We start from the raw sequence: 25,183 nt of genomic DNA on the forward strand, positions 1-25,183 counted from the left end.
AGAGCTTTCTTCAGGAGAGCTTGCGTTTGCGGGCAACGAAGGGTAGTGCTGGAATGGCAACTATGGCGAGGACAACCGACATGCGATACAGGTCAAAAGAAATCTTCTGCATGGTGCCTTCGTTGTGACGGCAGGAGGTGGAGGGTGACCGCCGATGAGGCGATTATCGGCGTATTGCCTGGGCAATAATGTCGGCGCTGGCAGATAGCGCGTGTGGGATTTTTCCTACACGCGCCCAAAGGAGGGGAGCCGACCTGCCGAAGCACAAAGACCTCGGCTTGGTAGGTTGGAGCCTGATTGTCGTGCAGGCTCCGCAGGCGTCGCTCAAGCTGTCGCGACGGCGGGGAATTCCCGCTGATTCAAGTAGCGTGCAACCGACAGATCGTCGGAAGCGATTGCCGGGCGCTTGCCCGAAATCAGGTCCGACAGCAACTGGCCGGAACCGCACGACATGGTCCAGCCCAGAGTACCGTGGCCGGTATTGATGAACAGGTTATGCAACGGCGTTGCGCCGACCACCGGCGTACCGTCCGGTGTCATCGGGCGCAGCCCGGTCCAGAAGCTGGCTTGCGCTGCGTCGCCCGCACCCGGGAACAGGTCGTTGACCACCAGTTCCAGCGTGGCGCGGCGCTTGGGATTGAGTTCCTTGTCGAAGCCGACCACTTCCGCCATACCGCCGACGCGGATGCGGTTGTCGAAACGCGTGACGGCGATCTTGTAGGTTTCGTCGAGGATGGTCGAGACCGGCGCCGCATCCGAGTCGACCACCGGCACGGTGATTGAGTACCCTTTGAGCGGATAGACCGGGATGTCGACCACCTTGCGCAGGAAATTGGCCGAATACGAGCCGAGCGCCACAACATAGGCATCGGCCTTGACCAGTTCCTTGCCGCACACGATGCCGTCGATGCCGTCGCCGGCGATGGCCAGCGCGTCGATGTCGACGCCGTAGCGGAAGCTCACGCCGAGTTCTTCGGCCATCTGCGCCAGCCTGGTGGTGAACAACTGGCAATCGCCGGTTTCGTCATTGGGCAGGCGCAGGCCGCCGGCAAGCTTGTGGCTGACCTTGGCCAGCGCCGGTTCGGCGCCGGCCAGTTGTTCGCGGCCGAGCAGCTCGAACGGCACGCCGGTCCGGCGCAGCACGGCGATGTCCTTTTCGGCGCCGTCGAGCTGTTCTTGCGTGCGGAACAGTTGCAGCGTGCCTTGCTGGCGGCCTTCGTAATCGATGCCGGTGGCGGCGCGCAACTCGCGGAAGCAGTCGCGGCTGTATTCGGCCAGGCGCACCATGCGTTCCTTGTTGACGGCGTAGCGGTCGGCGCTGCAATTGCGCAACATCTGCCACATCCAGCGCAATTGCTGCAAGGTGCCGTCAGGGCGGATGGCCAGCGGCGCATGTTCCTCGAACATCCATTTCAACGCCTTGAGCGGAATGCCGGGCGCGGCCCACGGCGAGGCATAGCCGGGCGAAATCTGGCCGGCGTTGGCGAAGCTGGTTTCCAGCGCCGGACCGGGTTGCCGTTCCAGTACGGTGACCTGATGGCCTGCCTTGGCCAGATAGTAGGCGCTGGTGACGCCGATGACGCCGCTACCGAGAATGACGACACGCATGATGAATCCCCTGAAATTGTTGTGCGGATATAGAAAATAAAACTATGATATTGATAATTAGCTAGTATTTGTTTCTGTATTAATGATTGAAAACGAGAAAAAATAATGAGAACGCAGCAGCTTTCGGTACGCATGCTGGATAAGCTGGATCGCCGCATCCTGGCTGTCCTGCAAAAGGACGGCCGCATCTCGATGAAAGACCTCGGCGAACAGGTCGGCTTGTCGATTACTCCCTGCATCGAGCGGGTCAAGCGCATGGAACGCGATGGCGTGATCAGCGGCTATTACGCGCGCATCGATCCCGGGGCGCTGGGAGCGACCTTGCTGGTGTTCGTCGAAATCACGCTCAACCATAAGTCGGGCAACATGTTCGAACAGTTCCGGCGCGAAGTGCTGCGCATTCCCGAAGTGCAGGAATGCCATCTGGTGTCGGGCGACTTCGACTACCTGATCAAGGCGCGTATCCGCGGCATGGCGGAATATCGCAAGCTGCTCGGCGATATCCTGCTGCAATTGCCGGGCGCGGCGCAGTCCAAGAGTTATGTGGTGATGGAGGAGATCAAAGAGACGCTGGCATTGCCGCTGGAGGAGTGAGGAGGGGACATCACCGCACATGTCGGAAACACTAGAACGCATCTCACGCCCATTTATGAAATGAGTTCTAGAAGTATTGCCGCGCTGTACTCTTTTTTTGCGCGCTTGACTGTGTATGCCGCTGTAGCGCGGCTGCCGTAGACTGTGAACATCTGAAATTGTATCGATGGAGCAGGAATGGCGAAGGCAAGCAAGGCGAAGATTGAGACTTACAAGCAGCCGGCGGGCGGCTGGGGCGCGCTGAAGTACGTGGCGATGAACCTGGTCAAGGAGCACGTCGCCGACGGCAAGGGCTTGCGCACCTTGCTCTCGCAAAATCAGCCCGACGGCTTCGATTGCCCCGGCTGCGCCTGGCCCGACCGCGAACACACTTCCACCTTCGAGTTCTGCGAAAACGGCGTCAAGGCCGTGGCGGCGGAAGCGACCGCCAAGCGCGTGACCAAAGAGTTTTTCGCGCAGCATACTGTCGCCGAATTGATGAAGCAGTCCGATTTCGAGCTGGAAGACCACGGCCGCCTGACTTCGCCGATGGTCTACGATGCCGCCAGCGACAAGTATGTGCCGATCGAATGGCCGGCCGCCTATGCGTTGATGGCGTCGCATCTGAACGCCTTGCGGGATCCCAACGAAGCGGATTTTTATGTCTCCGGCCGCGCCAGCAATGAAGCGGCGTTCCTGCTGCAAGTGTTCGTGCGCCAGTTCGGCACCAACAATTTCCCCGATTGTTCCAACATGTGCCATGAGCCGACCAGCGTCGGCCTGCCGGAAACCGTCGGCGTCGGCAAGGGCACCGTGCTGCTGGATGACTTCGACGAGTGCGACACGCTGTTGCTGTTCGGCCAGAACCCCGGCACCAATCACCCGCGCATGATGGGCGAGTTGCGCGAATGCGCCAAGCGCGGCGCCACCATCGTCTCGATCAATCCGCTCAAAGAGCGCGGCCTGCAACGTTTCGCCGATCCGCAAAGTCCGGTCGAGATGCTGACCATGGGCAGCACCAGGATCAGTTCGATGTTCATCCATCCCACGCTGGGCGGCGACCTTGCCTTGCTCAAGGGCGTCGCCAAACGCGTCATCGAACTCGATGACGCGGCGCGGCTGACCGGTGCCGAACGCGTGGTCGATACGACCTTCGTCGCCGAACATACGGCCGGCTTCGAGGCTTTCGCCGATGACCTGCGCAAGGAAGGCTGGAGCGACATCGTCGAAGAATCCGGCGTCTCACGCGAAGACATCGAAAAGCTGAGCCAGGTCTACGTCAAGGGCAAGGCCGTCATCGCCACCTGGGGCATGGGCCTGACGCAGCACAAGCATGCCGTCGCCACCATCCAGATGCTGTCCAACCTGATGCTGCTGCGCGGGAACATCGGCCGTCCCGGCGCCGGCCTGTGCCCGGTGCGCGGCCACTCCAACGTGCAGGGCGACCGCACCGTCGGCATCGATGAGAAACCGACCGATGCCTTCCTCGACCGGCTGGAAAGCGTGTTCGGCTTCAAGGCGCCGCGCGAGCACGGCCACGACGTGGTCGGTTCGGTGCAGGCAATGCTCAGGGGCGAGACCAAGGTCTTCATCGCGCTGGGCGGAAACTTCGCCATGGCCACGCCGGACACGCCGCGCACCTTCGACGCGCTGCGCTCGTGCAACCTGACCGTACACATCACCACCAAGCTCAATCGCAGCCATCTGGTGCACGGCAAGGAAGCGCTGATCCTGCCGACGCTGGGCCGCACCGAGATCGACAAGCAGGTCGCCGGCGCGCAAGGCGTGACGGTGGAAGATTCGATGAGCATGGTGCATATCTCCTACGGCATCAACAAGCCGGCTTCGCCCGATTGCATGTCGGAAACCGCGATCGTCGCGCACCTGGCGGAAGCCACCATGAAGCATCGCAACAACGGCAAGCAGTTGCCCTGGCTGTGGTATGCCGAAGATTACTCACGCATCCGCGACGCCATCGAGCAGGTCTACGACGCCTTCAAGGGCTACAACGAACGTATCGCCCATCCGGGCGGTTTCCACCTCGGCGTGGCTTCGCGCGACCGCGTCTGGAAGACCTCGACCGGCAAGGCCAATTTCCTGGTGCACGCGATTCCGATGGACACGCCGATCCACCAGGCCAGGCGCAAATACGGCGAACGCCTGATGACGCTGATGACCACGCGTTCGCACGACCAGTACAACACCACCATCTACGGCATGGACGACCGCTACCGCGGCGTGTTCGGCCAGCGCCGCGTGGTGTTCGCCAACAGGCAAGACCTCGACATGCTGGGCCTGAAGGCGGGCGAGTGGGTCGACATCACCAGTGTATGGGAAGACGGCATCGAGCGCCGCGCCGACGGTTTCCTGCTGGTGGAATACGACATCCCGCGCGGTTGCTTGGGCAGCTACTACCCGGAAACCAATCCTCTGGTGCCGCTGGAAAGCTTCGCCATCAAGGCGCGCACGCCGACCTCTAAATCGATTCCGGTATTGCTGCAGCGTGCCGTCGTCCAGCACGCGCAAGCGGCCTGAAAGAACCGGCATGGACGACGGGCAGGAACAGTTGCCGCCTGAGCTGGTGCGTATCCTGGACGAACTGTACCGGGAGCATCAGCGCAGCCAGGCGCCGCTGTCGCTGGCGCGCCTGTCCAAGCGCACAGAGTTGCGCATGAGCACCTTGCGGCGGTTTCTGACGGCGCTGGAAGAAGCCGGCATCGCAACGGTCGCGCTCAATGAAGACGGCACCGGCAGCGCGATCCTGACGGCTGCCGGCCTCAAGCTGCACGGCTGAGTTGCCGGACTCGCTTCAGCTCAATTCCGCAACGATCTTGCCGATCGTTTTCAATGCCTTTTCGATCTCCGCCGACCACGTATAGCTGTAGTTGAGCCGGATGAAATGGCTGTACTGGTTGGTTGCGGCGAAGATGCGCCCCGGCGCGATCGTGATGCCCAGCACCAGGCAGCGCCGGTACAACTCCATCGCGTCGACGCGCGGCGGCAGCTCGATCCACAGGATGTAGCCGCCCGCCGGTTCCGACACCCGCGTCCCCTCGGGAAAGAAACGCAAGACGAAATGCCGCATCAGATCGCGCTGCTGCAGCAGGCCGCGGCGCACGCGGCGCAGGTGGCGTTCGTAGCCGCCTTGCGTCAGGTATTCGGCGATCGCGCGCTGGGGGATCGTCGGCGTCGCCAGCGTATTCAGGAACTTCAGTTTTTCGACCTTGGTGCGGTAGCGGCCGGGAATTGCCCAGCCCACGCGGTAGGCCGAGGTCAGGCTCTTGGAGAACGATGAACAGTGCAGCACCAGGCCGTCGCGGTCGTAAGTCTTGAGCGAGGTCGGATGCGCCGCGCCGTAGAACAGCTCGCTGTAGACCGCGTCCTCGATCAGCGGCATCTCATACTGATGCGCGAGGTCGACCAGGCGTTTCTTGTGCGCGTCGGGCATCAGTGAGCCGAGCGGATTCTGGAAGTTGGGCATGACCATGCAGGCGGCGATCTTCTGCGTCGCCAGCGCAGCTTCCAATGCGTCGAGGTCGATACCGGTCAGCGGATCGGTCGGGATTTCGACGGCGCGCATGCCCATGCGTTCGATTGCGTGCAGCATGGCATAGAAGGTCGGAGTTTCCACCGCAATGGTGTCGCCCGGCTGCGCCACTGCTTGCAGGCAGAGATTGATCGCCTCGGTCGCGCCGACGGTGATGATGATGTCTTCCGGATCGACGTTCAGACCTGTTTCCAGATAGCGTCGCGCGATTTGCCGCAGCAGGTCGGGATGGCCGGGCGGCAGGTCGTTGAAGACGCTGAAGCTGCCGCTGTTGCGCGTGATCCTGCTGGCGTACTGGCCGATGCGCTGCGACGGAAACAGCGCCGGATTGGGATAGGGCGAGCCGAGCGGAATCGTGCCGTCCTGCTGGATGGTCTTGAGCGTCGCCAGCACCAGGCGGCTGACGTCCACCTCATGCGGCTGCTGGGTTGCCGGATGCGAAGGCGGCAGCAAAGTCAGCGCCGCCGGAGCGGCTGCCTGCGACGGGGTCTTGCGCACGAAGTAGCCCGACTGCGGGTGGCTCTCGATGATGCCGCGGCTTTCCAGCAATTCATAGGCGCGCACCACCGTGGTCACGCTGAGCTTGTGCTGCTGGCTGGCCGCGCGCACGGAAGTCACGCGTTCGCCCGGCTGCAACACGCCGGCATGGATGGACGCCGCCAGTTCGTCGGCGAATTTCTTGTACAGCGGAATCTGGTCGGTACGGATTGTGCGGGGCATGCGTTTTTATATTCTGCTTAGCGTAGTGCTGGTACGCATTCTACAGAAAGGCGTCTGAAGCGATGTCCGCGTCATGTCGGCATCGGTTTTTTCCTGCGAGACCAGGTAAAGACAGGTCACGTTTTCTCATCTTGGATTATAATTGAGAATTATTATCATTCAATAAAGTGGCGCGGCATCCTGCGTGGCGCGTGAATTTGTCGTTAAGTCAACATGAGCGAAACCACCAACATAAAAAAAATAGCGGACCAGCAGCGCCGTTCGTTCTGGCTGAAACAATTGCATCAGTGGCACTGGATCAGCTCGGCTGCCTGCCTGATCGCCATGCTGCTGTTCGCCGCCACCGGCATTACGCTGAATCATTCGGCGCAGATCGAGGCGCATCCGCAGGTTTCCAACAAGCAGGCGCAGTTGCCGAAGGATTTGCTGGCGCAATTGACCGTGGGACAACATAAGGACAAGGAAACATTGCCCGCGCCGCTGCGAACCTGGCTGGACCGGCAACTCTCGGTCAGCGTCGGCGAACAGCCCGGCGAGTGGTCGGGCGACGAGCTGTACGTCGCGCTGCCGCGTCCGGGCGGCGACGCTTGGCTGCGCGTCGATCTCGGCAACGGCAAGGTCGAGTACGAGAAAACCGATCGCGGCTGGATTTCCTATTTCAACGATTTGCACAAGGGGCGCAATGCCGGCGCGGCCTGGGGCTGGTTCATCGATATCTTCGCGGCGGCTTGCCTGGTGTTTTGTCTCACGGGCCTGTTTCTGCTGCACCTGCATGCCGGCAACCGGCCGATGACCTGGCCGCTGGTTGGGTTCGGGCTGGTGGTGCCACTGGTGTTGGCGATTGTTTTCATTCACTGATTTTTCCCTGTTTTTTTCACTATTGAGCGAGGTCGAATTACTTATGCGTGCCCTGGTTCCTGTTCTCTTGCCGGCTGCCTTGTCCGGATTGATGTCGATGCCGGCGGTTGCGGCAGACATGAATGTCAAGATCGAGATTCCCCGTCTGAACGTCGCCGAATACCATCGTCCCTACGTCGCGGTCTGGCTGGAGCGTCCCGACCAGAGCGTCGCGGCGACGCTGGCGGTCTGGTACGACGTCAAGAAAAAAGACAAGGAAGGCGAGAAGTGGCTCAAGGACCTGCGCCAGTGGTGGCGCCGCACCGGCCGCGAGTTGCAGATGCCGGTCGATGGCGTGAGCGGCGCGACGCGGGCGGCCGGCGAACAGCAACTGGCGTTCGTCGGCGATAAAGGACCGCTGGCGTCATTGCCGGCCGGCGATTACATCCTGATGGTCGAAGCTGCGCGCGAAGTCGGCGGCCGCGAAGTCGTCAAGCTGCCGATCCAGTGGCCGCCGAAGGGCGTCCAGAGCATCAAGGGCAAGGGCGAGTCCGAACTGGGCGCGATCACGCTCGATTTCAAACCATAAACGAAAGGGGCCGGCATGAAATTTTCATTCACACGAGCTGCAAAAGGCGCGGCGCTGGCGCTGGCCGTCTGCCTGCCGCTGTCGGCCAGCGCGCATCGCACCTGGATGCTACCGTCGGCGACGGTGTTGTCGGGCAACGATCCGTGGGTAACGGTCGATGCGGCCGTGTCGAACGATCTGTTCTTCTTTGAACATTTCCCGCTGAAACTCGACGGCTTGCAAGTGACGGCGCCGGACGGCGCGACCGCCAAAGCGGAGAACGCCTACACCGGAAAGTACCGCAGCAGCTTCGACGTCCACCTGACGCAAAGCGGCACCTACAAGCTGGCCATCCTGAATCAGGGCTTGTTCGCCAGCTACAAGGACGCCAACGGCCAGACCAGGCGCTGGCGCGGCACGGCGGAAACTTTCGTCAGGGAAGTACCGGCCGATGCCAAGGATTTGCAGGTGTCGCAAATGCAGGGCCGCATCGAGACCTTCGTGACCGCCGGCAAGCCGAGCAAGAAGGCGCTTGAGATCACCGGTGCGGGCCTTGAACTGCAGCCGATCACGCATCCGACGGACCTGGTCGTCGGCGACACCGCCAGCTTCCGCCTGCTGCTGGACGGCAAACCGGCCGCCAACGTCAAGGTCGAAGTGGTGCCGGGCGGCGTGCGCTATCGCGATAAGCTCAACGACCGCGACATCACGACCGATGCCGACGGCAAATTCAGCGTGACCTGGCCGCAGCCGGGCATGTATTGGATGGAAGCCTCGGTCAAGGACGACAAGGCCAGCGTCAAACCGGCCAAAGAACGCCGCGCCAATTACGTGGCGACGGTGGAAGTGCTGCCGCAATAATGCATATCGGAGCCGTGCCGGTGCGGCTCCCGTTTTTGTCCGGCACGCGTTGCGCGTGCCGATTTTCCTTTCAGGGGTGGAACGCCGTATCCATCCACGCAAGATGTCAGATCGTGCCTAATCGCGTTTTCATACCGTTGACCTTGTCCGAACCTGCGCCTGTCGTAGCCGATGCCCGCGTGGAGAGCCTGTCGGGCCTGACCATGGGCACCAGTTGGTCGGTCAAACTGATCCGTTCAGCCACCCATACGCTGGAAAATATCGGGGAGGGCATCCGGCAGCAACTCGATCTGGTGGTCGCGCAAATGAGCACCTGGAGCGACGACTCCGACCTGAGCCGCTACAACCGTGCAGCCGCCGGCAGTTGGCACGTCATGCCGGCGCATTTCTGCAAGGTGCTCGATTGCGCGCTGGCGGTTGCCGAGTGCAGCGACGGCGCCTACGATCCGAGCATCGGACCGCTGGTCAATCTGTGGGGATTCGGTCCCGCACCGGCCCGGCCGGATGCGCCGGATGCCTCGGCGCTGGCGCAGGCGCGCGCACGTTGCGGCTGGCAGCGCGTGCGCATCGACCGCTCCCGCAACGCCTTGTTGCAGCCGGGCGGCCTGTATCTGGATTTTTCCTCGATCGCCAAGGGCTACGGCGTCGATCTGGTGACCGCCTATTTGCGCGGGATCGGCGTTCCCAGTTATCTGGTTGAAGTCGGCGGCGAGTTGCGTGGTTACGGCGTCAAGGCCGATGGCCAGCCGTGGTGGGTCGGTCTGGAGCAACCGCCCGCACCGGCCGGCGACGACGAGCACATGCAGAACATCGTCGCGCTGCACGGTATGGCGCTGGCGACGTCGGGCGACTACCGGCGTTATTTCGATTACGAGGGCCGGCGCTATTCCCACACCATCGATCCCCGCACGACGCAGCCGATTGCGCATCGGCTGGCCTCGGTGACGGTCTTGCATGCCGACTGCATGAGCGCGGACGCCTGGGCGACCGCCATGATGGTGCTGGGCGACGAGGAAGGTTTGCAACTGGCGCAACGGATCGGCCTGGCGGCATTGTTCATCCGCCGCGACGCGGACGGTTTTCGCGAAAGCATGACGCCGGCCATGCAGGCGATGCTGGCATGAGCAAGCGCGCGGCCAGCGATTTCCTGCCGTCCCCCGGTTGGCTCGGCCTTGCCTGCGCCGTCGGCGCGACGGTCGCGATCGGGCAACTGCAATTGCTCGACGGCGCAAGCGGGCGGATGTTCGTTGCGGCCCTGATGGTGCTGTTCTATCTAGTGTTCTGTTTCGTCATTTTCGTCGCCCATCGCCGCAAACGGCAGGCTGCCGCGCGCTGGCAGGAAGCCGGGGTCGGCGGCGGCATCCTCGTCGCATTCGCCACCCAGACCGGGTTCGCCGGGCAACTGGCCTTGCAGACGGCGCAGTTCCTGAAAGCGGCCGGTTTGCAGGTGTGCATGTGCGAACTGGCGCAACTCGACATCGCCCAATTGCAAGACGCGCGCCGCATCTTGTTCGTCGCCAGCACGACAGGCGAAGGCGATGCGCCCGACAGCGCCGCCGGCTTCGCACGCAAGGTCATGGGGCAGGCGGCGGCGTTGGACCGGTTGCGCTATGGCGTATTGGCGCTCGGCGATAGCAGCTATGCGCATTACTGCGCTTTCGGCCATGCATTGGACGTCTGGCTGCATCATCATGGCGCGCAAGCCCTGTTCGACACGGTCGAGGTCGACAATGGCGACGCTGGCGCCTTGCGCCACTGGCAGCATCATCTCGGCGTGATGAGCGGCCATACCGAGATGGCGGACTGGAGTGCGCCGAGCTACGAACGCTGGCGGCTGGCCGAGCGCCGCCTGCTCAATCCTGGCAGTGCCGGGGCGCCGGCATTCCATCTTGCTTTGACGCCGCCGGACAGGGCTGGAGCCATGTCCTGGCAAGCCGGCGACATCGCCGAAATCGGTCCGCGCAATGCACCCTCCAACGTGAAGGCCTTGCTGGACGCCTTGCAAATGGATGGCCATCAGGCGGTACAGGACGAAGGACGGCAATTGCCGCTGGCCGAGCTGTTGTCGCGCAAATCGCTGCCGCATGATGTGCTGGAATTGACCTCTTTGCGCTCGCTGACGCCGCAGGCCCTGGTCGACCAACTGAAGCCGTTGCCGCATCGCGAATACTCGATTGCGTCCTTGCCGCAGGATGGACGACTGGAACTGCTGGTGCGCCGGACCGTTTTACCCGACGGCAGCCTTGGCCTCGGTTCCGGCTGGCTGACGGCGCATCTGGCCGAGGGCGGAGAACTGGATTTGCGCGTGCGCGAGAATCGCAGCTTCCATCCGCCAACGCAGGATGTGCCTCTGATCCTGATCGGCAACGGCACCGGGCTGGCAGGCTTGCGCGCGCAGATGAAGGCGCGCGTCGCGGCCGGCCGGCGGCGCAACTGGTTGTTGTTCGGCGAACGTTCGGCGCGGCACGATTTCTTCCATCGTCAGGAAATCGAGAACTGGCAGGCGCAAGGCATGCTGCAACGCCTCGACCTGGCCTTCTCGCGCGATCAGTCCGAGCGCGTCTATGTGCAGGACAGGCTGCGCCAGGCCGCCGCCGAATTGCAGCGCTGGGTTGCCGACGGCGCGGCGATCTATGTCTGCGGCAGTCTCGACGGCATGGCGGCCGGCGTGGCGCAGACCTTGCACGACGCGCTCGGTGAAGAGATGCTGGAGTCCATGGCGGCGCAGGGCAGCTATCGCCGCGACGTCTATTGAGATGGCGAGTGTACTTTTCGCGCACGACAGGCGAGAATGGACGCATAGCGACTTCAAGAGATAAAAAAAATGAGTTTTTTCGCCAGTCTTTTATTGATCCTCTTGCTTGTGGTGATCAGCGCCTTTTTTTCTTGCGCCGAAATCTCGCTTGCCGCCTCCCGCAAGATCCGCCTCGAAATGCTCGCCAAGGAAGGGGAAGCAAACGCCTTGCGCGTGCTTGCCTTGCAGGCGCAGCCCGGCAATTTTTTCACGGTCGTGCAGATCGGCCTGAACGCCGTCGCCATCCTCGGCGGCGTGATCGGCGAGCCCGCGCTGACGCCGCACATGGCCGATCTGGTCGGCACGGTTTATCAGGGACCGCTGCTGGGAAACATCAGTTTTTCGATTTCCTTCCTGCTGGTGACGGGTTTCTTCATCCTGTTCGCCGACCTGATGCCCAAGCGCCTGGCGATGCTGGCGCCGGAACGTGCGGCGATTGTCCTGGTCAGTCCGATGCTGTTCCTCGAACGTCTGTTCAAGCCGCTGATCTGGTTGTTCAACGGCTTGTCGAAGCTGTTTTTCACCCTGTTCGGTTTGCCGCAGGTGCGCCATGATGTCATTACGCCCAACGAAATCCACGCCATCGTCGATGCCGGCGCCCAGGCCGGCGCGCTGCTGCGCCAGGAGCATCATCTGATCGAGAACGTATTCGAACTGGAAAGCCGCTACGTGCCGTCAGCCATGACCCAGCGCGAGAGCATCGTCTATTTCCTCGTCACCGATACCGAGGAGATGCTGCGCCAGAAAATCATCGATCATCCGCACTCGCGCTTCCTCGTCTGCGAAAACAACATCGATGACGTGATCGGCTACATCGACAGCAAGGATGTCCTCAAGCGCCTGCTCAAGGGCGAGCAGTTCTCGTTGCAGGACAAGGGACTGATCCACGTGCCGCTGTCGATCCCGGACAGCCTGAACCTGTGGGAAGTGCTGGAACGCATGAAAGCCGTCGACGAAGACCTCGCCGTGGTCGTCAATGAGTACGCGCTGGTGGTCGGCATCATCAGCATCACCGACGTCACCAGCGTGCTGATGGGCAATCTGCTCAACCTGTCGTCGGAAGAGCAGCAGATCGTCAGGCGCGACGAGAATTCCTGGCTGATGGACGGACTCACGCCGCTGGCTGAAGTCATGAATGCGCTCGACATCGACGAATATCCGAATCCGATGGGATACGAGACTCTGGCCGGCTTCATCATGTACATGCTGCGCAAGATTCCGAAGAAGACCGATTTCGCCTTGTTCGCGGACTATAAATTCGAAGTGGTCGACATCGAAGGCAACCGGATCAATCAATTGCTGGTCACACGCTACAAGGCAGAAAAGAGCGACAAGCCCGAACAGGAAAAAACCTGAAAAGACGATAGGGATTCATCGTCAGGGGAGGGCTTTGACAGAGTTGCGGAGCCCATATGCATCAAACGAAACACCGCTGTGCGCAGGCCTGCGTACAGCTTGCAGCAAATCTGCCGTGCCGCCTGCTGTTCCTTGCACTGATCTTTTTCTCCCTGCATGCCGTTGCTGAATCTGAACGCGCGCCGGTCATGCTCGCCAACGTCTATCGCCCAGGCATGGCGCTGGACGATTATTGGGTCAGCGAAAAATATGACGGCGTGCGCGCCTACTGGGACGGTCGCCGGTTGCTGACGCGCGGCGGAGAAGTCATCCATGCGCCGCAGTGGTTTGTTGCAGGTTGGCCTGCCGTCGCGCTGGACGGAGAATTGTGGGCCGGGCGCGGGCGCTTTCAGGAAGCCGTGTCGACGGTACGCCAGCAGACGCCTGACGACGCAGCCTGGCGACGCCTGCGTTTCATGGCGTTCGATCTGCCGGCGCAGCAGGGTGATTTCGACCGGCGTTTGCTTTTGCTGCGCAATACGGTGCGGCAGATGAACGTCGCGTGGGTGCAGGCGGTCGAGCAGGTCAAGGTCGCCGACCATGCCGCTTTGCAGGCGATGCTCGACCGCATCGTGGCGCAGGGCGGCGAAGGATTGATGCTGCATCGCGGCGCCTCTCTGTACCGCGCCGAACGCAATGACGACCTGCTGAAGTTCAAGCCCCACGAAGATGCCGAAGCCAGGGTAGTCGGCTATGCGCCCGGCAAGGGAAAATATACCGGCATGACGGGCGCTCTGTTGGTGGAGACGCCGGATGGCGTGCGCTTCAAGCTCGGCAGCGGCCTGACGGACGAACAGCGCCGTCGGCCTCCGCTTCTCGGCAGTGTCGTGACTTACCGCTATCGCGGTTACAACGATAGCGGCATTCCACGCTTTGCCGTGTTCATGCGCATCAGGGAAGAGTGATCAGGCGGGACTGGCGGCGGAAGCGTGATTGCGCTCGGAGATTTGCGTATTCAGTGTCCAGAAATCGTACAGCACGCCGATCAGGAACAAGCCGCCGGTGAACAGGTAAATGATGCCGGTGCCCCACTTGCCCATGTACATCCGATGCACGCCGAAAAATCCGAGGAAGGTCAGCAGCAGCCACGCCACGGAATAATCGATAGTGCCGCCATTGAAGCGCCGGTCGGCTTCCTTGTCCATGCCGGGGATCAGGAACAGGTCGATGATCCAGCCGATGCCGAGCAAACCCAGCGTGAAGAACCAGATGGTGCCGGTGATCGGTTTGCCGTAGTAGAAGCGGTGCGAACCGGTGAAACCGAAAATCCATAACAGGTAGCCGATGGTCTTGCTGTGCGTGTCGTTGGCGCCCGTGGCGGCGCTGGCGGTGGTGGTCATATTCATGCAGTGTCCTCATGGAGAAGTTAAGGGCCCGAACAAGCGATTGCCACAACAATTGTACGCAGCTTGTCCGACGGCCTCCTTTTCTTTGGGAGAAAAACACCGGATTGGTACCGCCGGATTGATCGGACACTTTCAGTGGACACCGGCCCGCGCGTCGAACAGCGGGCGTTGCACGAATTGCGTCAGCAGCACGCCGGCCAGGCTGACGCCGCCGCCGATCAGGTGATAAGCGTGCATGCTTTCATGCAACCACAGGATGGCGAACAAGGCGGTCAGCAGCGGCAGCAGGTTGATGAAGATGCTGCAGCGATTCGGCCCCAGTTTTTTCACACCCTCGATCCACAGGAAGGACAGCAGGATCGACGAGCCTATGCCTGAATAGCCGATCAGCGGCAGCGTGCGCGCATCCAGCGCGGCGGCGCCGGCGGGCAGCAGCAGGAATTGCGGCAGCATCAGTGCGAGCGCGGCGATGGCTTGCACGTAAATCGCCTGCCATACCGGCACAGTCATTTTCCAGCGGCGCAGCAACACGCCGTACAAGGCATACGAGAATGCCGCCAGCAGCATCAGCGCGTCGCCCAGGTGGATGCCTCCGTTGAGGCGCAACACAGCGCCGATGTCGCCATGACCCACCAGATACAGCAGGCCGGCGAACGACAGCAATCCGCCGACGGTCATGCCGACGGTGATCGCTTCACCTAGCACGACGACGCTCAGCAGTGCCGTCAACAGTGGAATCAGCGCGGTGACGATGGCCATGTTGGTGGCCGTGGTGCTTTCCGCCGCGCGGTATGACAGGCTCTGGAACAGCGCCATCGCCAGCAGCCCGGAGATGGCAAGCTGTCGCCAGTAACGGCGGATTTGCACACGGTTGCGCCACAGCGGCCGCAGCACGAACGGACTCATCAGCAGCAACACCAGGATCAGGCGATAGAAGGTGATGGCAGTCGGCGAGATGGCCGAGGCGGCCATTTTCGACACGATGACATTGCCGGCCCACAGTACGATGGCCAGGAAAGGATAGAGGTAGGAAGTCAGAGGCATGAGCGTTTTATGTAGGTGGCGTCAGGAAATCCGCAAGCGGAATGAAGCGTATCTTGCGTTGCCTCTCAAAGTCTGTCGCGTGCTAATATGTCTCAAGTTATCGCAAAAGTGACATTCTCTGCGTACGCCAATATTCGGCCTTATGAACACCGCCAATTATCAACACCTGATCGCTTCCGACGCTCCTGCGGCTGCCTTGGCGATCGACTACGCGCATGGCCACGTCATCGCAGTGCATCGTCATGCCTATGCGCAGTTGCTGTATGCGATCGAAGGCGTGCTGGTGGTGGAAACGGCCGAAGGCCGCTGGGTGGTGCCGCCCACGCGCGGCGTCTGGTTGCAGCCGGAAGTCGACCATCAGGTGCGCATGCGCGGCGATGTCAAGATGCGCACCGTGTTCGTCAACATGCAGGAACTGCCGAACCTGCCGCAGCAAAGTTGCGTGCTCGATATTCCGCCGTTGCTGCGTGAGCTGATCGTTGCCGCCGTCGGCATCGGCCCGGAGCTCGCTGCCGACAGTCGCGACTGGCATCTGTTGCGGCTGCTGGTGCATGAATTGCGTTCGGTGCCGGTGTTGCCGCTGTATTTGCCGCTGCCGGCGGATGCCGGCTTGCGCGTGATTTGCGAAGCCTTGATAGCACAGCCGGACGATGCCGCGACAGTCGACATGCATGCGCGGCAATTGGGCATCGCCACGCGCACTTTCCATCGCCTGTTCCTGCGCGAAACCGGCATGCGTTTCAGCCATTGGCGGCAGCAGGCGCGGCTGTTGCTGGCGCTGGAAAACCTGGCGCGCGGCGACAAGGTAATCGATGTCGCGCTGGAGCATGGCTACACCAGCCAGAGCGCATTCGCGGCAATGTTCAAGAAACATTTCGGGATGTCGCCCAGCCGTTTTTTTCGCTGAAAAGACCGATAATTTCCCCGTTGCAACGCACAAAGCGCAACTGGTGTAAACTTGCCTCACCCTAGAAGGCTGTCAGAAGCAGGCTCCCGCAACAAGACTCGCCGAAACAGCCCGAACCCTTTCCAGTAGTCGTACCGCATCAACGTGTCTCCCTCGCTTATCGTTCCGCTCATCGTCGGCTGTGCGCTGTTCATGGAAAACATGGACGTCACTGTCATCGCCACTTCCTTGCCCGCGTTGGCGCGCGATCTCGGGCAAGATCCGATCACCCTGAAACTGGCCCTGACCTCATATGTGGTCAGCCTCGGCGTGTTCATCCCGATTTCCGGCTGGGTGGCGGACAAGGTCGGGGCGCGCACGATTTTCCGTTCGGCCATGATCACCTTTATGACGGGCTCGATACTGTGCGCCTTGTCGAACTCGCTGTTCACCTTCGTCGCGGCGCGCTTCCTGCAAGGCATCGGCGGCGCCATGATGGTGCCGGTGGGGCGTATCATCATTGTGCGCTCGGTGTCCAAGGCCGAGCTGGTGAAAGCGATCAGCTACCTGACGCTGCCGTCGCTGTTGGGGCCGGTGATCGGGCCGCCGCTGGGCGGATTCATCACGACTTATTTCCACTGGCGCTGGATTTTCCTGATCAATATTCCGATCTGCATCCTCGGCCTTTACCTGGCCGGCCGCTATATCGAAAACTTCCGCGAGCCCGACGCCGCGCCGCTGGACATGAAAGGTTTTCTCCTGACTGCCTGCGGCGGCGGGGTGGCGATGCTGGGTTTTTCGCTAATTGGCAATCACCTGGTGCCGCAGGCGTGGCCGGTCGTCATGTGCGTGGTCGGCTCGGTTGCCTTGTTCTTTTATTTCCGCCATGCCATGCGGACCGAATATCCCTTGCTCGATTTGCGCCTGCTGAAGATCGCGACCTTGCGCGCCAGCGTGCTCGGCGGCTCGCTGTTTCGCGTCGGCCTCGGCGCGGTGCCTTTCCTGCTGCCGCTGGCCTTGCAGGAAGGGCTTGGGCTTAATCCGTTCGAAGCCGGCACGATCACCTGCGCCTCCGCGTTCGGCGCCATGTTCATGAAGGCTTTGGCGTCAAGGGTGTTGCGTCGTTATGGGTTTCGCACGGTGCTGATGGTCAATGCGGTATTCGCCGGTATGGCGATCGCCTCTTACGGCCTGTTCTCGTCGCATACGCCGTATTTCGTGATGCTGCTCGCGGTGCTGCTCGGCGGCTTCTTCCCGTCGTTGCAGTTCACCTGCCTCAACTCGATTGCGTATGCCGACATCAGCAGCCGCGATGCCGGGCGCGCGACCAGCATCGCCAGCGTGGTGCAACAATTGTCGCTGGGGATGGGCGTGACGATCGCCGGTCTGGTGCTGCAGATTTCCAATTACCTGCAAGGCCACGCGACCATCGTCGAAGCCGATTTCTGGCCGGCGTTTCTGATCGTGGGACTGTTCTCGGTGGCGTCGGTGCCGGTGACGGCGCGCCTGCCGAAGAATGCCGGCCTCGAACTCACGCGTGGGGAGCGGGTTGCCGGCAAGTGAGATAAACCGATATCCTTCGATAGGCAGGGCGCGGCGCGCGTATTATCATGACGCGTCATCTTCCTCAGGAGTTCTCATGCGGCCACTCAAGAAATTCAAACATGCTTCCATCGCGGCGGGTCTGGTGCTGACCAGCACGCTGGCGTTGGCCCTGTCCTTGTCCGACCTCAGCAACCAGGACGCTACCAGCGGCCTGAAAGCCGCGCTGGAGAAGGGTGCCGATGTCGCCGTGTCCAAGCTCGGCGTGGAGAATGGTTTCCTCAATAACGACAAGGTCAAGATTGGCCTGCCGGGACCGCTTGAGAAAGCCATGCCTTTGCTCAAGATGACCGGCCAGGGCCAGAAGCTGGACGATCTGGTGGTGTCGATGAACCGTGCGGCCGAATCTGCGGTGCCGCTGGCCAAGCCCTTGCTGCTCAATGCGGTCAAGTCGATGTCGGTGACCGACGCCAAGAACATCCTGACCGGCGGCGACACGTCGGTGACCGATTTCTTCCGCCAGAAGACGGCCGCGCCGCTCGCCGAGAAATTCCTGCCCATCGTCAAGAAGATCACCGACAAGAACGGTCTTTCGGCCAAGTACAACGCCACCATGGGGCAGGTTGCCAAGACCGGACTGGTGTCCGGCAACGAAGCCACGGTGGAAGGCTATGTCACCCAGCGTTCGCTGGACGGTTTGTTCACCATGATCGGTGAAGAAGAAAAAGCCATCCGTCGCGACCCGGTCGGCACCGGCAGCGCGATCATCGGCAAGGTGTTCGGCGCGTTGAAGTGAGCGGGGCGTTTCGCTGAACGCGAATCTGGAGGTTTGCTCAAGCCTGTGTCGATCACCCCTGCGATCGGCGCAGGTAGTCTGATGAAATAATGGCAGGGTGTTTGTTCCTTTGCCAAATGGTTTTCAGCACGACCAAGAAAGAATGCGTTGTTCCGTTCTCAGCCGTATGAATCTCAACGTCGACGGCCAGTATCGAGAAGCGACTGGACGCGAGAAAAGTGGAACGGCTCTCCGACCGTCTAGAAGCGGCGAAGGCCTCGTAGCATCATCGGTCAATCAAACGGGCGAAGCGCAAGCTCTCGCCATTGTCGGACAGCCGGATCCTCAAGATCACGAATACCACTACTAGCGCCGCGAACAGCCAGCCGCTCCACAATGCGCCATGCATCCCCATTGACGTGATGAACGCGCCACCCAGCGCCGAGCCCAACACCACGCCTAGGTTCGCCGCCGAAATGTACAGGCTGGTGGCGAACTCCGGTGCCTCCGGCGCTGCCGATATCAGCCAGACCTGACTCACGATCAAACCGCTGGTGTGCGCTGCGCCCCATAGCAGGCACACCGGTAGCATTACTGTTAGCGATGCCGAACCAAAAACATGCAGCACGACATAAGCACTCGCCAGCACCATGGGGTATAGCAGTACAGCGCGCACACGATTGCGCCCCAGCCAGCGGCCCGCCAGTAGATTGCCCAATACGCCTCCCACGCCGAACACCACAAGCAGAAAGCTGATAGTCTCGCCACTCAAGCTGGTCTCGCGCGCCAGGAATTCGGCCGCATAGCTATATACCGAGAACATTGCGCCGAACACGCAAACGGCCATCGCGACGGCCAGCCAGACTCCGGATTTGCGCAGAATGGCAAGTTGGCGTCCATAAGAAGGCGTCTGTGTCTTCGATTGGGCGGGTAACATCATCCACAAGCCCAGCGCCGCCACCAGATTGATCACCGCGCAGAGTACAAACGACGCCTCGTAGGACATCTTTGCCTGAATCCAGGTGGTCAGCGGTACGCCTAGCACCAAACCCATGCTGGTGCCAACGAAGGCCATGGCTGTAGCATGGGTTGCCCGCTCCGGTGGATATAGTGATGTCGCTGCTGCGAAGGCAACCGAAAAGAAAACCGGATGCAGCATCGCAGAAGGTATGCGCAGGGCCATTAGTGCGCCAAAGCTATCCATCCGGGCCGATAGCAGGCTACACAGACTGAAGACCAGCAGCGATCCTGTGAGTACTTTGCGTCGGTCAAAGCGCGACATCCACAGCACCAGGAATGGCCCGCACGCGGCCACAATCAAGGCGAAGAGCCCGATGAGCCAGCCGGCCTGTGCCACGCTGATGCCATACCGCGCAATGATGGCAGGAAGGATGCCGACTACACCGAACTCCAAGGTATACAAACCGAACAGGCCCAGCGCGATGAAGAATAGGCTACGACCGGCGCTCATGCGCGAATCTCCATCGGATCAGCGCCATAAACCGCATCGCGCAGATCGGTGACGAAGCGACCGGACATGCCCTCGTACAACGTGTTGGTGAAAGCTACCACACTCAGACCCTGTGTCGGATCGACAAACCACGAGTGACCATATGCTCCGCCCCAGCGCCAAGTGCCGACCGACTCCGGCGATGCGGCGGCCACGGGATCGCGCAACACCGAGAATCCAAGGCCGAAGCCACATCCGGGTACATTCGGCAAATTCAATCCACGCGTCTGATCTCGGCCCATTTCCGCCACCAGTGCGGGGGAAAGCAGCGGAGCACCTCCTTGACGCAATACTTCCAGCAAGCGCAGGAAATCCCCTGCGCTACCAACCATACCGGCGCCACCGGACGGAAACGCGTCACTGTCGAAGGCACGCGCCGGTGCGTAGCGAATACCGACAGTCCCCTCGAAGGCGGGCACGACATCCAATTCCCGCATGCGGCGAGGTACCGGCGTATCGTTGACGTAGGCTGCCGCCAGACGACCCGCGTCGTGCGCGGCGAAGGCGGTGTCGCTCATACCCAACGGACCAGTCACCAGCGACTGTATAGCCTTGCCGAGTGCTTGGTCGGACACCATCTCGATCACTGCACCGAGCACGTCGGTGGCCAGGGAATAGCCCCACGATGTTCCCGGCGAATATAGCAGCGGCACGCTAGCGAGGCGACGCAGGTTCTCCGTCAGCGTGATACTGGATTGGTCCATACCGTCAGAGATCCCGGCCACGGCGTAGGGCCCGCCCTCATCGCTCTCGAAGAAGCGATATCCGAGGCCAGCGGTATGGCTCAGTAGTTGTCGCGGCGTGATGAGCACCATGGCGCCGTCGGGCAGGCGCGGCCGGAAATCGGGCAGCCAGCGTTTGATGCTTTCATCCAGATCGAGACGTCCCTGTTCCACTAGCACCATGGCTGCGGTGGAGACGATTGGCTTGCTTACCGAAGCCAGCCGAAACAACGAGTCTTCGGTCATCGCTCGACCTGCTTCGTAATCGGCACTCCCGGCGGCACGGTGGTGGATCAGTTCGCCATTCCTGGAGACAAGCACTACCGCGCCGACCAGCCGCTGATCGGCTATAGCACGTTCGACAACGGTATCGACACGGTGAGAAAGCTGCGTTGAAGGAGCATCGATGCAAAGAGACGATGGACAAGCTGACATGTGGATTTCCTATGGTGAGGGATTAGCCTCGAACGATAGGACTTCTGCAACTAAAGAAAAAGTAGGCTAGAGTTCCTTTATATACGGACACTATTGTCCGTAATAGAGAGTAAAGAATAAGGTAAGCCATGGACAGCCTGAGCAGCTTCACTGTGTTCGTGCAGGTAGCTAAAACACGCAGCTTTGTCGCCGCAGGCCGCCTGCTGGGTGTGTCGGCTTCGGCTGTGGGCAAGAGCGTGGCGCGTCTGGAGGCTAAGCTTGGTGTGCGATTGTTCCACCGCAGCACACGCAGCATCACATTGACTGCTGAAGGCGCCCTGTTTTTAGAGCGCAGCCAGCGCATCCTTGCCGAGATCGAGGCGACGGAACAGGAACTTCTGCAAGCGACCACCACGCCTCGGGGGCGCCTGCGTGTTAGTCTGCCGCTGGTCAATTCGCTCGTATTACCGGTGCTTGGGGAGTTCATGCGCGAGTATCCGGAGATCGAACTGGATCTGGACTTTACTGACCGTCTGGTCGACGTAATCGAGGAAGGCTTCGATGCAGTGGTGCGCACCGGCGAACCAACCGATTCACGCCTGTCAGCGCGGCGGCTGGGTTCGTTCCAGATACTGCTGGTGGCGTCGCCTGAATATCTGGAGCGGCGCGGCAGCCCGAAACGGCCCGCTGATTTAGTTGACCATGCCTGCTTGCACTACCGTTTTCCGAACACCGGAAAACTGGAAGTATGGCCATTGCGCGTCGAAGCGGATGCGCCCGAATTTCAGCTACCGACATCAATGATCTGCAACAACATTGAGACGCAAATGTGTTTTGCATTGCAAGGCCTGGGCATCACCTGTCTGCCGGACTTCGCCATCCGCGACGCGCTGGCCGAGGGCCGCCTGCGTACCGTGCTGAATAAGTACGTGGAGCGTACCGGCACCTTTCACTTGCTATGGCCTTCCGGCCGGCAGGCTTCAACCAAGATCCGGGTGTTCATCGACTTCCTGAGCGAGCGAGTGTTTCCCAACGCAGCGGAGAAAATATTCATGACGAAACGTGCAAGCTAACCGACAGGCGCTTCAAGCTGTAGCTCAAGCCCAATCTTACAGCGGACGGTGCATGAATATCGCTTTTCCGGTCTCAGGCTTCAATTCGTAGCCGACAAAACCGCAGGCAGCGTAGAGTGAACGCGCCACGGTGTTCCCTTCCAGCACTTCCAGCGTGATCTTGCAACAGCCGAGTTCGCGCGCGCATGTTTCCACCGCCTGCATCAACTGCCTTGCAATGCCGCGGCCGCGGTAGGCGGGGGCGACGGCGAAGTCGTGGATGTTGAGCAAGGGTTTGCAGGCAAAGCTGGAAAAGCCCTCGATGCAATTGGCGAATCCGGCCGGCTGGTCGCCGTCGAACGCCAGGAATACATGGACGGCAGGGCGTTTGCGCAATTCATCGATCAGATGGTCGCGCACGAAAGCGGAGATGCCTTCGCCGCCGCCCATCAGATCGGATGCATAGGCATCGAGCATGTCGAGAATGGCGACGCCATGTCGCGGATTGTTGAGATCAGCCTTGATGACGTCGATCAATTCGGATGCCTTTCTACGCGATGCAATCGGAAGCGCTTAGTTTACCTGCCGCGACCGCCGGAACGGTGTGTCGATGCCGACGGACGCGCAGCAGCAGGGCCGCGGTTTTGCGCCGGGCCCTGGCCTTGCGGTTTGGCCGGACCGCCCTGACGCGGCTTGGCTGCCTGCGGCTGGCCTTGCCCGCTGGATTTATTCGGTTGCTGGGCGCCATTGCCGCCGCGACCGCCGCCTTGTGGACGGCGTCCGCCACCACCACCGCCGCGATGGCCGTCGCTGCGCAATTGGATCGGCTGCGGTTTGGCCTTCGGATCGGGTTCGAAGCCGGGTACGATTTCCACCGGAATGTCGCGCTTGATGAAGCGCTCGATGTCATGCAGCAAGTCGCGTTCGTCGACGCATACCAGCGACACGGCGGAACCCGTTGCGCCGGCGCGGCCGGTGCGGCCGATGCGGTGGACGTAATCTTCCGCCACGTTCGGCAAATCGTAGTTGACCACATGCGGCAACTGGTCGATGTCGATGCCGCGCGCGGCGATATCGGTGGCGATCAGCGCCTGCAGCTTGCCGTCCTTGAAGTCGGCCAGCGCGCGCGTACGCGCCGCCTGGCTCTTGTTGCCGTGGATCGCCATGGCGGTGATCCCATCGCGCTCCAGTTGTTCGACCAGCTTGTTGGCGCCATGCTTGGTGCGGGTGAACACCAGCACTTGGTTCCATTGATTGGTCTTGATCAGGTGCGCCAGCAGCGGATGCTTTTTGTCGCGATCGACCGGATGGATTTTTTGACCGATGATTTCGACGGTCGAATTGCGGCGCGCTACCTCGATCATCGCGGGCGTATTCAGCAAGCCATCGGCGAGCGCCTTGATTTCGTCGGAGAAGGTGGCCGAAAACAGCAGGTTCTGACGCTTCTTCGGCAGGATTGCGAGAATCTTCTTGATATCGCGAATGAAGCCCATGTCCAGCATGCGATCGGCTTCGTCCAGTATCAGGACCTGGACGCTTTTCAGGTCGACGGTATTTTGCTGCATGTGATCCAGCAGACGGCCCGGCGTGGCGACGAGAATGTCGACGCCTTGCTTGAGCAGGCGGATTTGCGGATTGATGCCGACGCCGCCGAAGATGCAGGCGGAGGTCAGTTGCAGGTACTTGCCGTAGGTGCGCACGCTTTCTTCAACCTGCGCGGCGAGTTCGCGCGTCGGGGTCAGGATCAGTGCGCGGATCGGCACGTGGCCGTTGACTTTGATGCGTTCGACGGAAGACAGGCGTTGCAGCAGCGGCAGCGTGAAACCGGCGGTCTTGCCGGTGCCGGTTTGCGCGCCGGCCAGCAGGTCGCCGCCGCCGAGCACGGCGGGAATGGCTTGCGTCTGGATCGGAGTCGGAGTGGTATAGCCTTGTTCGGTTACGGCACGAACGATTTCCTCGGAAAGACCGAGAGATGAGAATGACATAAATGGAATTTTAAAATATCGGCCTGTCGCCGCAAAGGGCGCCAGTCGCAGGCAAACGGGTTGAAACGTCGGGAGGACAGCGGACTTTGACTGGAGAATGTGCCGCACGGGCGGTAGTATAACAGGTGCCGGCGCGTGCGGCGCACGAATATGGAAATGCGCGGAAGTCGACATTGCCCGTGCGGCAATGCCGCGATACGATCAGGCGTAAGCCGGCCGCATCATCCACAAGCTGAAGCAGGCTTAAGTCCGCGTCTGCGCGGCAAGGAAATCCAGCATCGGCGGCAGCACCAGCTTGCTCTGCATCAGTCCGCCGAAATGCGTCACGCCGGGCAGCGACACGAAGGCCGCGCGCGGCAGCAATCCGGCGCAGCGCCTGATCGCCGCATGGCGCGCGTCGGCATCGCCGCAAAACATCAGGCAGGGCATGTCGATCAGCGGCAACAATTCTTCCATCGAGACGCGCGGCTGTTGGGCGGCGGCCGCCAACGCCGGCAAGTCGTTGGCGCGGATCATCATTTTCACTTCGGGCGAGATGCGTTCATTGAGCACGCCTTCAAAGGCGGCGATGAAGGCCTCGGCGTCGGTGCCGTCGAGACCTTTGAAGGCGTCCCAACTGGCGTCGGCATAGGGATGCGCTGCGCCGAGGATCAGCGATTGCAGTCGGTCTCGCGCATGGCGCATCAGGCCGTAGCCGACCCAGCCGCCGAGCGAGTAGCCGCAATAATTGACCTGGTTGATCTTGAGCGCATCGAGGATCGCGAGCACGTCTTGGCTGCGCTGTTGCAGCGTATAGGCCGCCGTCTCACGCGGTTTGTCGCTGAGGCCGTGGCCAAGCGCATCGAGCGCGATGACGCGATAATGCTTTTGCAGGACTTCGGTAAAACCGAAAAAGCGCCAGGCCTGCGAACTGCTGGTGAAGCCATGATGCAGGAACAAGTCAGGGCCTTCGCCGCTGATTTCGTAGTGGATGCGCCGTCCGGCGCTGACGACAAATGGCATGG

General features: G+C 61.2%; 23 protein-coding genes. 14 read left to right on the forward strand and 9 right to left on the reverse strand.

Annotation, left to right across the window (positions count from 1 at the left end; translation table 11 throughout):
- Positions 1-324: 324 nt before the first annotated feature.
- The gene (locus RV1423_RS24600) at positions 325-1,608 is read right to left on the reverse strand and encodes a D-amino acid dehydrogenase (RefSeq protein ID WP_034302771.1); all 1,284 of its coding nucleotides are present in this window, start codon (positions 1,606-1,608) and stop codon (positions 325-327) included.
- 105 nt (positions 1,609-1,713) lie between these two features.
- Between RV1423_RS24600 and RV1423_RS24605 the strand changes: the two genes are divergently transcribed.
- The 3 genes from RV1423_RS24605 to RV1423_RS24615 all read left to right on the forward strand — a co-directional run bounded on the left by RV1423_RS24605 (position 1,714) and on the right by RV1423_RS24615 (position 4,975).
- Positions 1,714-2,202 (forward strand): Lrp/AsnC ligand binding domain-containing protein, encoded by a 489-nt coding sequence (locus RV1423_RS24605; RefSeq protein ID WP_034302774.1) that lies wholly within the window; start codon positions 1,714-1,716, stop codon positions 2,200-2,202.
- A 177-nt stretch (positions 2,203-2,379) separates the two neighbouring features.
- Positions 2,380-4,716, forward strand: a complete 2,337-nt coding sequence (locus tag RV1423_RS24610; protein WP_034302778.1) for an FdhF/YdeP family oxidoreductase — start codon at positions 2,380-2,382, stop codon at positions 4,714-4,716.
- 10 nt (positions 4,717-4,726) lie between these two features.
- Complete coding sequence (locus RV1423_RS24615) at positions 4,727-4,975, forward strand: helix-turn-helix domain-containing protein (protein ID WP_034302781.1); 249 nt, start codon at positions 4,727-4,729, stop codon at positions 4,973-4,975.
- Positions 4,976-4,990: 15 nt separating this feature from the next.
- Here the strand turns inward: RV1423_RS24615 and RV1423_RS24620 are convergent, their stop codons facing one another.
- Positions 4,991-6,448 carry a PLP-dependent aminotransferase family protein gene (locus RV1423_RS24620; protein WP_034302783.1) on the reverse strand — a complete coding sequence of 486 codons (1,458 nt, stop codon included), beginning with the start codon at positions 6,446-6,448 and terminating at the stop codon, positions 4,991-4,993.
- A gap of 213 nt (positions 6,449-6,661) precedes the next feature.
- Between RV1423_RS24620 and RV1423_RS24625 the strand changes: the two genes are divergently transcribed.
- From RV1423_RS24625 to RV1423_RS24655, 7 genes are all read left to right on the forward strand, one after another.
- On the forward strand, positions 6,662-7,306 hold the full coding sequence (locus tag RV1423_RS24625) for a PepSY-associated TM helix domain-containing protein (RefSeq protein WP_034302785.1): 645 nt from the start codon (positions 6,662-6,664) through the stop codon (positions 7,304-7,306).
- Between the two features lie 43 nt (positions 7,307-7,349).
- Entirely contained in the window at positions 7,350-7,874 is a 525-nt protein-coding gene (locus RV1423_RS24630; protein WP_034302787.1) for a DUF2271 domain-containing protein, read from the forward strand.
- A 15-nt stretch (positions 7,875-7,889) separates the two neighbouring features.
- Positions 7,890-8,714 carry a DUF4198 domain-containing protein gene (locus RV1423_RS24635; RefSeq protein ID WP_034302790.1) on the forward strand — a complete coding sequence of 275 codons (825 nt, stop codon included), beginning with the start codon at positions 7,890-7,892 and terminating at the stop codon, positions 8,712-8,714.
- Between the two features lie 113 nt (positions 8,715-8,827).
- Positions 8,828-9,838 (forward strand): FAD:protein FMN transferase, encoded by a 1,011-nt coding sequence (locus RV1423_RS24640; protein ID WP_034302792.1) that lies wholly within the window; start codon positions 8,828-8,830, stop codon positions 9,836-9,838.
- Positions 9,835-11,469, forward strand: a complete 1,635-nt coding sequence (locus RV1423_RS24645; RefSeq protein ID WP_034302794.1) for a sulfite reductase flavoprotein subunit alpha — start codon at positions 9,835-9,837, stop codon at positions 11,467-11,469. The genes RV1423_RS24640 and RV1423_RS24645 overlap by 4 nt, the downstream gene beginning before the upstream one ends.
- Before the next feature lie 69 nt (positions 11,470-11,538).
- Positions 11,539-12,864, forward strand: a complete 1,326-nt coding sequence (locus RV1423_RS24650; protein ID WP_034302796.1) for a hemolysin family protein — start codon at positions 11,539-11,541, stop codon at positions 12,862-12,864.
- Between the two features lie 56 nt (positions 12,865-12,920).
- Positions 12,921-13,808 (forward strand): DNA ligase, encoded by an 888-nt coding sequence (locus RV1423_RS24655; protein WP_081768997.1) that lies wholly within the window; start codon positions 12,921-12,923, stop codon positions 13,806-13,808.
- On the opposite strand, the gene RV1423_RS24660 is transcribed toward RV1423_RS24655, so the two are convergent.
- Together RV1423_RS24660 and RV1423_RS24665 are read right to left on the reverse strand one after the other, a co-directional pair.
- A complete protein-coding gene (locus RV1423_RS24660) occupies positions 13,809-14,249 on the reverse strand; it encodes a TM2 domain-containing protein (protein WP_051516933.1) in 441 nt (146 codons plus the stop codon).
- A 132-nt stretch (positions 14,250-14,381) separates the two neighbouring features.
- Entirely contained in the window at positions 14,382-15,293 is a 912-nt protein-coding gene (locus RV1423_RS24665; RefSeq protein WP_034302798.1) for a DMT family transporter, read from the reverse strand.
- 142 nt (positions 15,294-15,435) lie between these two features.
- On the opposite strand from RV1423_RS24665, the gene RV1423_RS24670 reads away from it, so the two are divergent.
- The 3 genes from RV1423_RS24670 to RV1423_RS24680 all read left to right on the forward strand — a co-directional run bounded on the left by RV1423_RS24670 (position 15,436) and on the right by RV1423_RS24680 (position 18,517).
- On the forward strand, positions 15,436-16,200 hold the full coding sequence (locus tag RV1423_RS24670) for a helix-turn-helix transcriptional regulator (RefSeq protein WP_034302800.1): 765 nt from the start codon (positions 15,436-15,438) through the stop codon (positions 16,198-16,200).
- 192 nt (positions 16,201-16,392) lie between these two features.
- Complete coding sequence (locus RV1423_RS24675) at positions 16,393-17,742, forward strand: MFS transporter (protein WP_051516934.1); 1,350 nt, start codon at positions 16,393-16,395, stop codon at positions 17,740-17,742.
- Between the two features lie 76 nt (positions 17,743-17,818).
- Positions 17,819-18,517 carry a DUF4197 domain-containing protein gene (locus tag RV1423_RS24680; protein ID WP_034302805.1) on the forward strand — a complete coding sequence of 233 codons (699 nt, stop codon included), beginning with the start codon at positions 17,819-17,821 and terminating at the stop codon, positions 18,515-18,517.
- Positions 18,518-18,782: 265 nt separating this feature from the next.
- On the opposite strand, the gene RV1423_RS24685 is transcribed toward RV1423_RS24680, so the two are convergent.
- The gene (locus tag RV1423_RS24685) at positions 18,783-19,967 is read right to left on the reverse strand and encodes an MFS transporter (RefSeq protein ID WP_051516935.1); all 1,185 of its coding nucleotides are present in this window, start codon (positions 19,965-19,967) and stop codon (positions 18,783-18,785) included.
- Positions 19,964-21,163, reverse strand: a complete 1,200-nt coding sequence (locus tag RV1423_RS24690) for a serine hydrolase (protein WP_051516936.1) — start codon at positions 21,161-21,163, stop codon at positions 19,964-19,966. The genes RV1423_RS24685 and RV1423_RS24690 overlap by 4 nt, the downstream gene beginning before the upstream one ends.
- Positions 21,164-21,291: 128 nt before the next feature.
- Between RV1423_RS24690 and RV1423_RS24695 the strand changes: the two genes are divergently transcribed.
- Positions 21,292-22,215, forward strand: coding sequence for a LysR family transcriptional regulator (locus RV1423_RS24695; RefSeq protein ID WP_051516937.1), 924 nt, complete (start codon positions 21,292-21,294; stop codon positions 22,213-22,215).
- 36 nt (positions 22,216-22,251) lie between these two features.
- Here RV1423_RS24695 and RV1423_RS24700 read toward each other — a convergent pair whose 3' ends face one another.
- The 3 genes from RV1423_RS24700 to RV1423_RS24710 form a co-directional block, all read right to left on the reverse strand.
- Positions 22,252-22,731, reverse strand: coding sequence for an N-acetyltransferase (locus tag RV1423_RS24700; RefSeq protein WP_034302807.1), 480 nt, complete (start codon positions 22,729-22,731; stop codon positions 22,252-22,254).
- 41 nt (positions 22,732-22,772) lie between these two features.
- Entirely contained in the window at positions 22,773-24,179 is a 1,407-nt protein-coding gene (locus tag RV1423_RS24705; RefSeq protein ID WP_034302810.1) for a DEAD/DEAH box helicase, read from the reverse strand.
- A gap of 243 nt (positions 24,180-24,422) precedes the next feature.
- On the reverse strand, positions 24,423-25,181 hold the full coding sequence (locus RV1423_RS24710; protein WP_034302812.1) for an alpha/beta fold hydrolase: 759 nt from the start codon (positions 25,179-25,181) through the stop codon (positions 24,423-24,425).
- Positions 25,182-25,183: the final 2 nt, after the last annotated feature.

This window comes from Herbaspirillum sp. RV1423, from assembly GCF_000577615.1.
Lineage (GTDB): Bacteria > Pseudomonadota > Gammaproteobacteria > Burkholderiales > Burkholderiaceae_D > Herbaspirillum.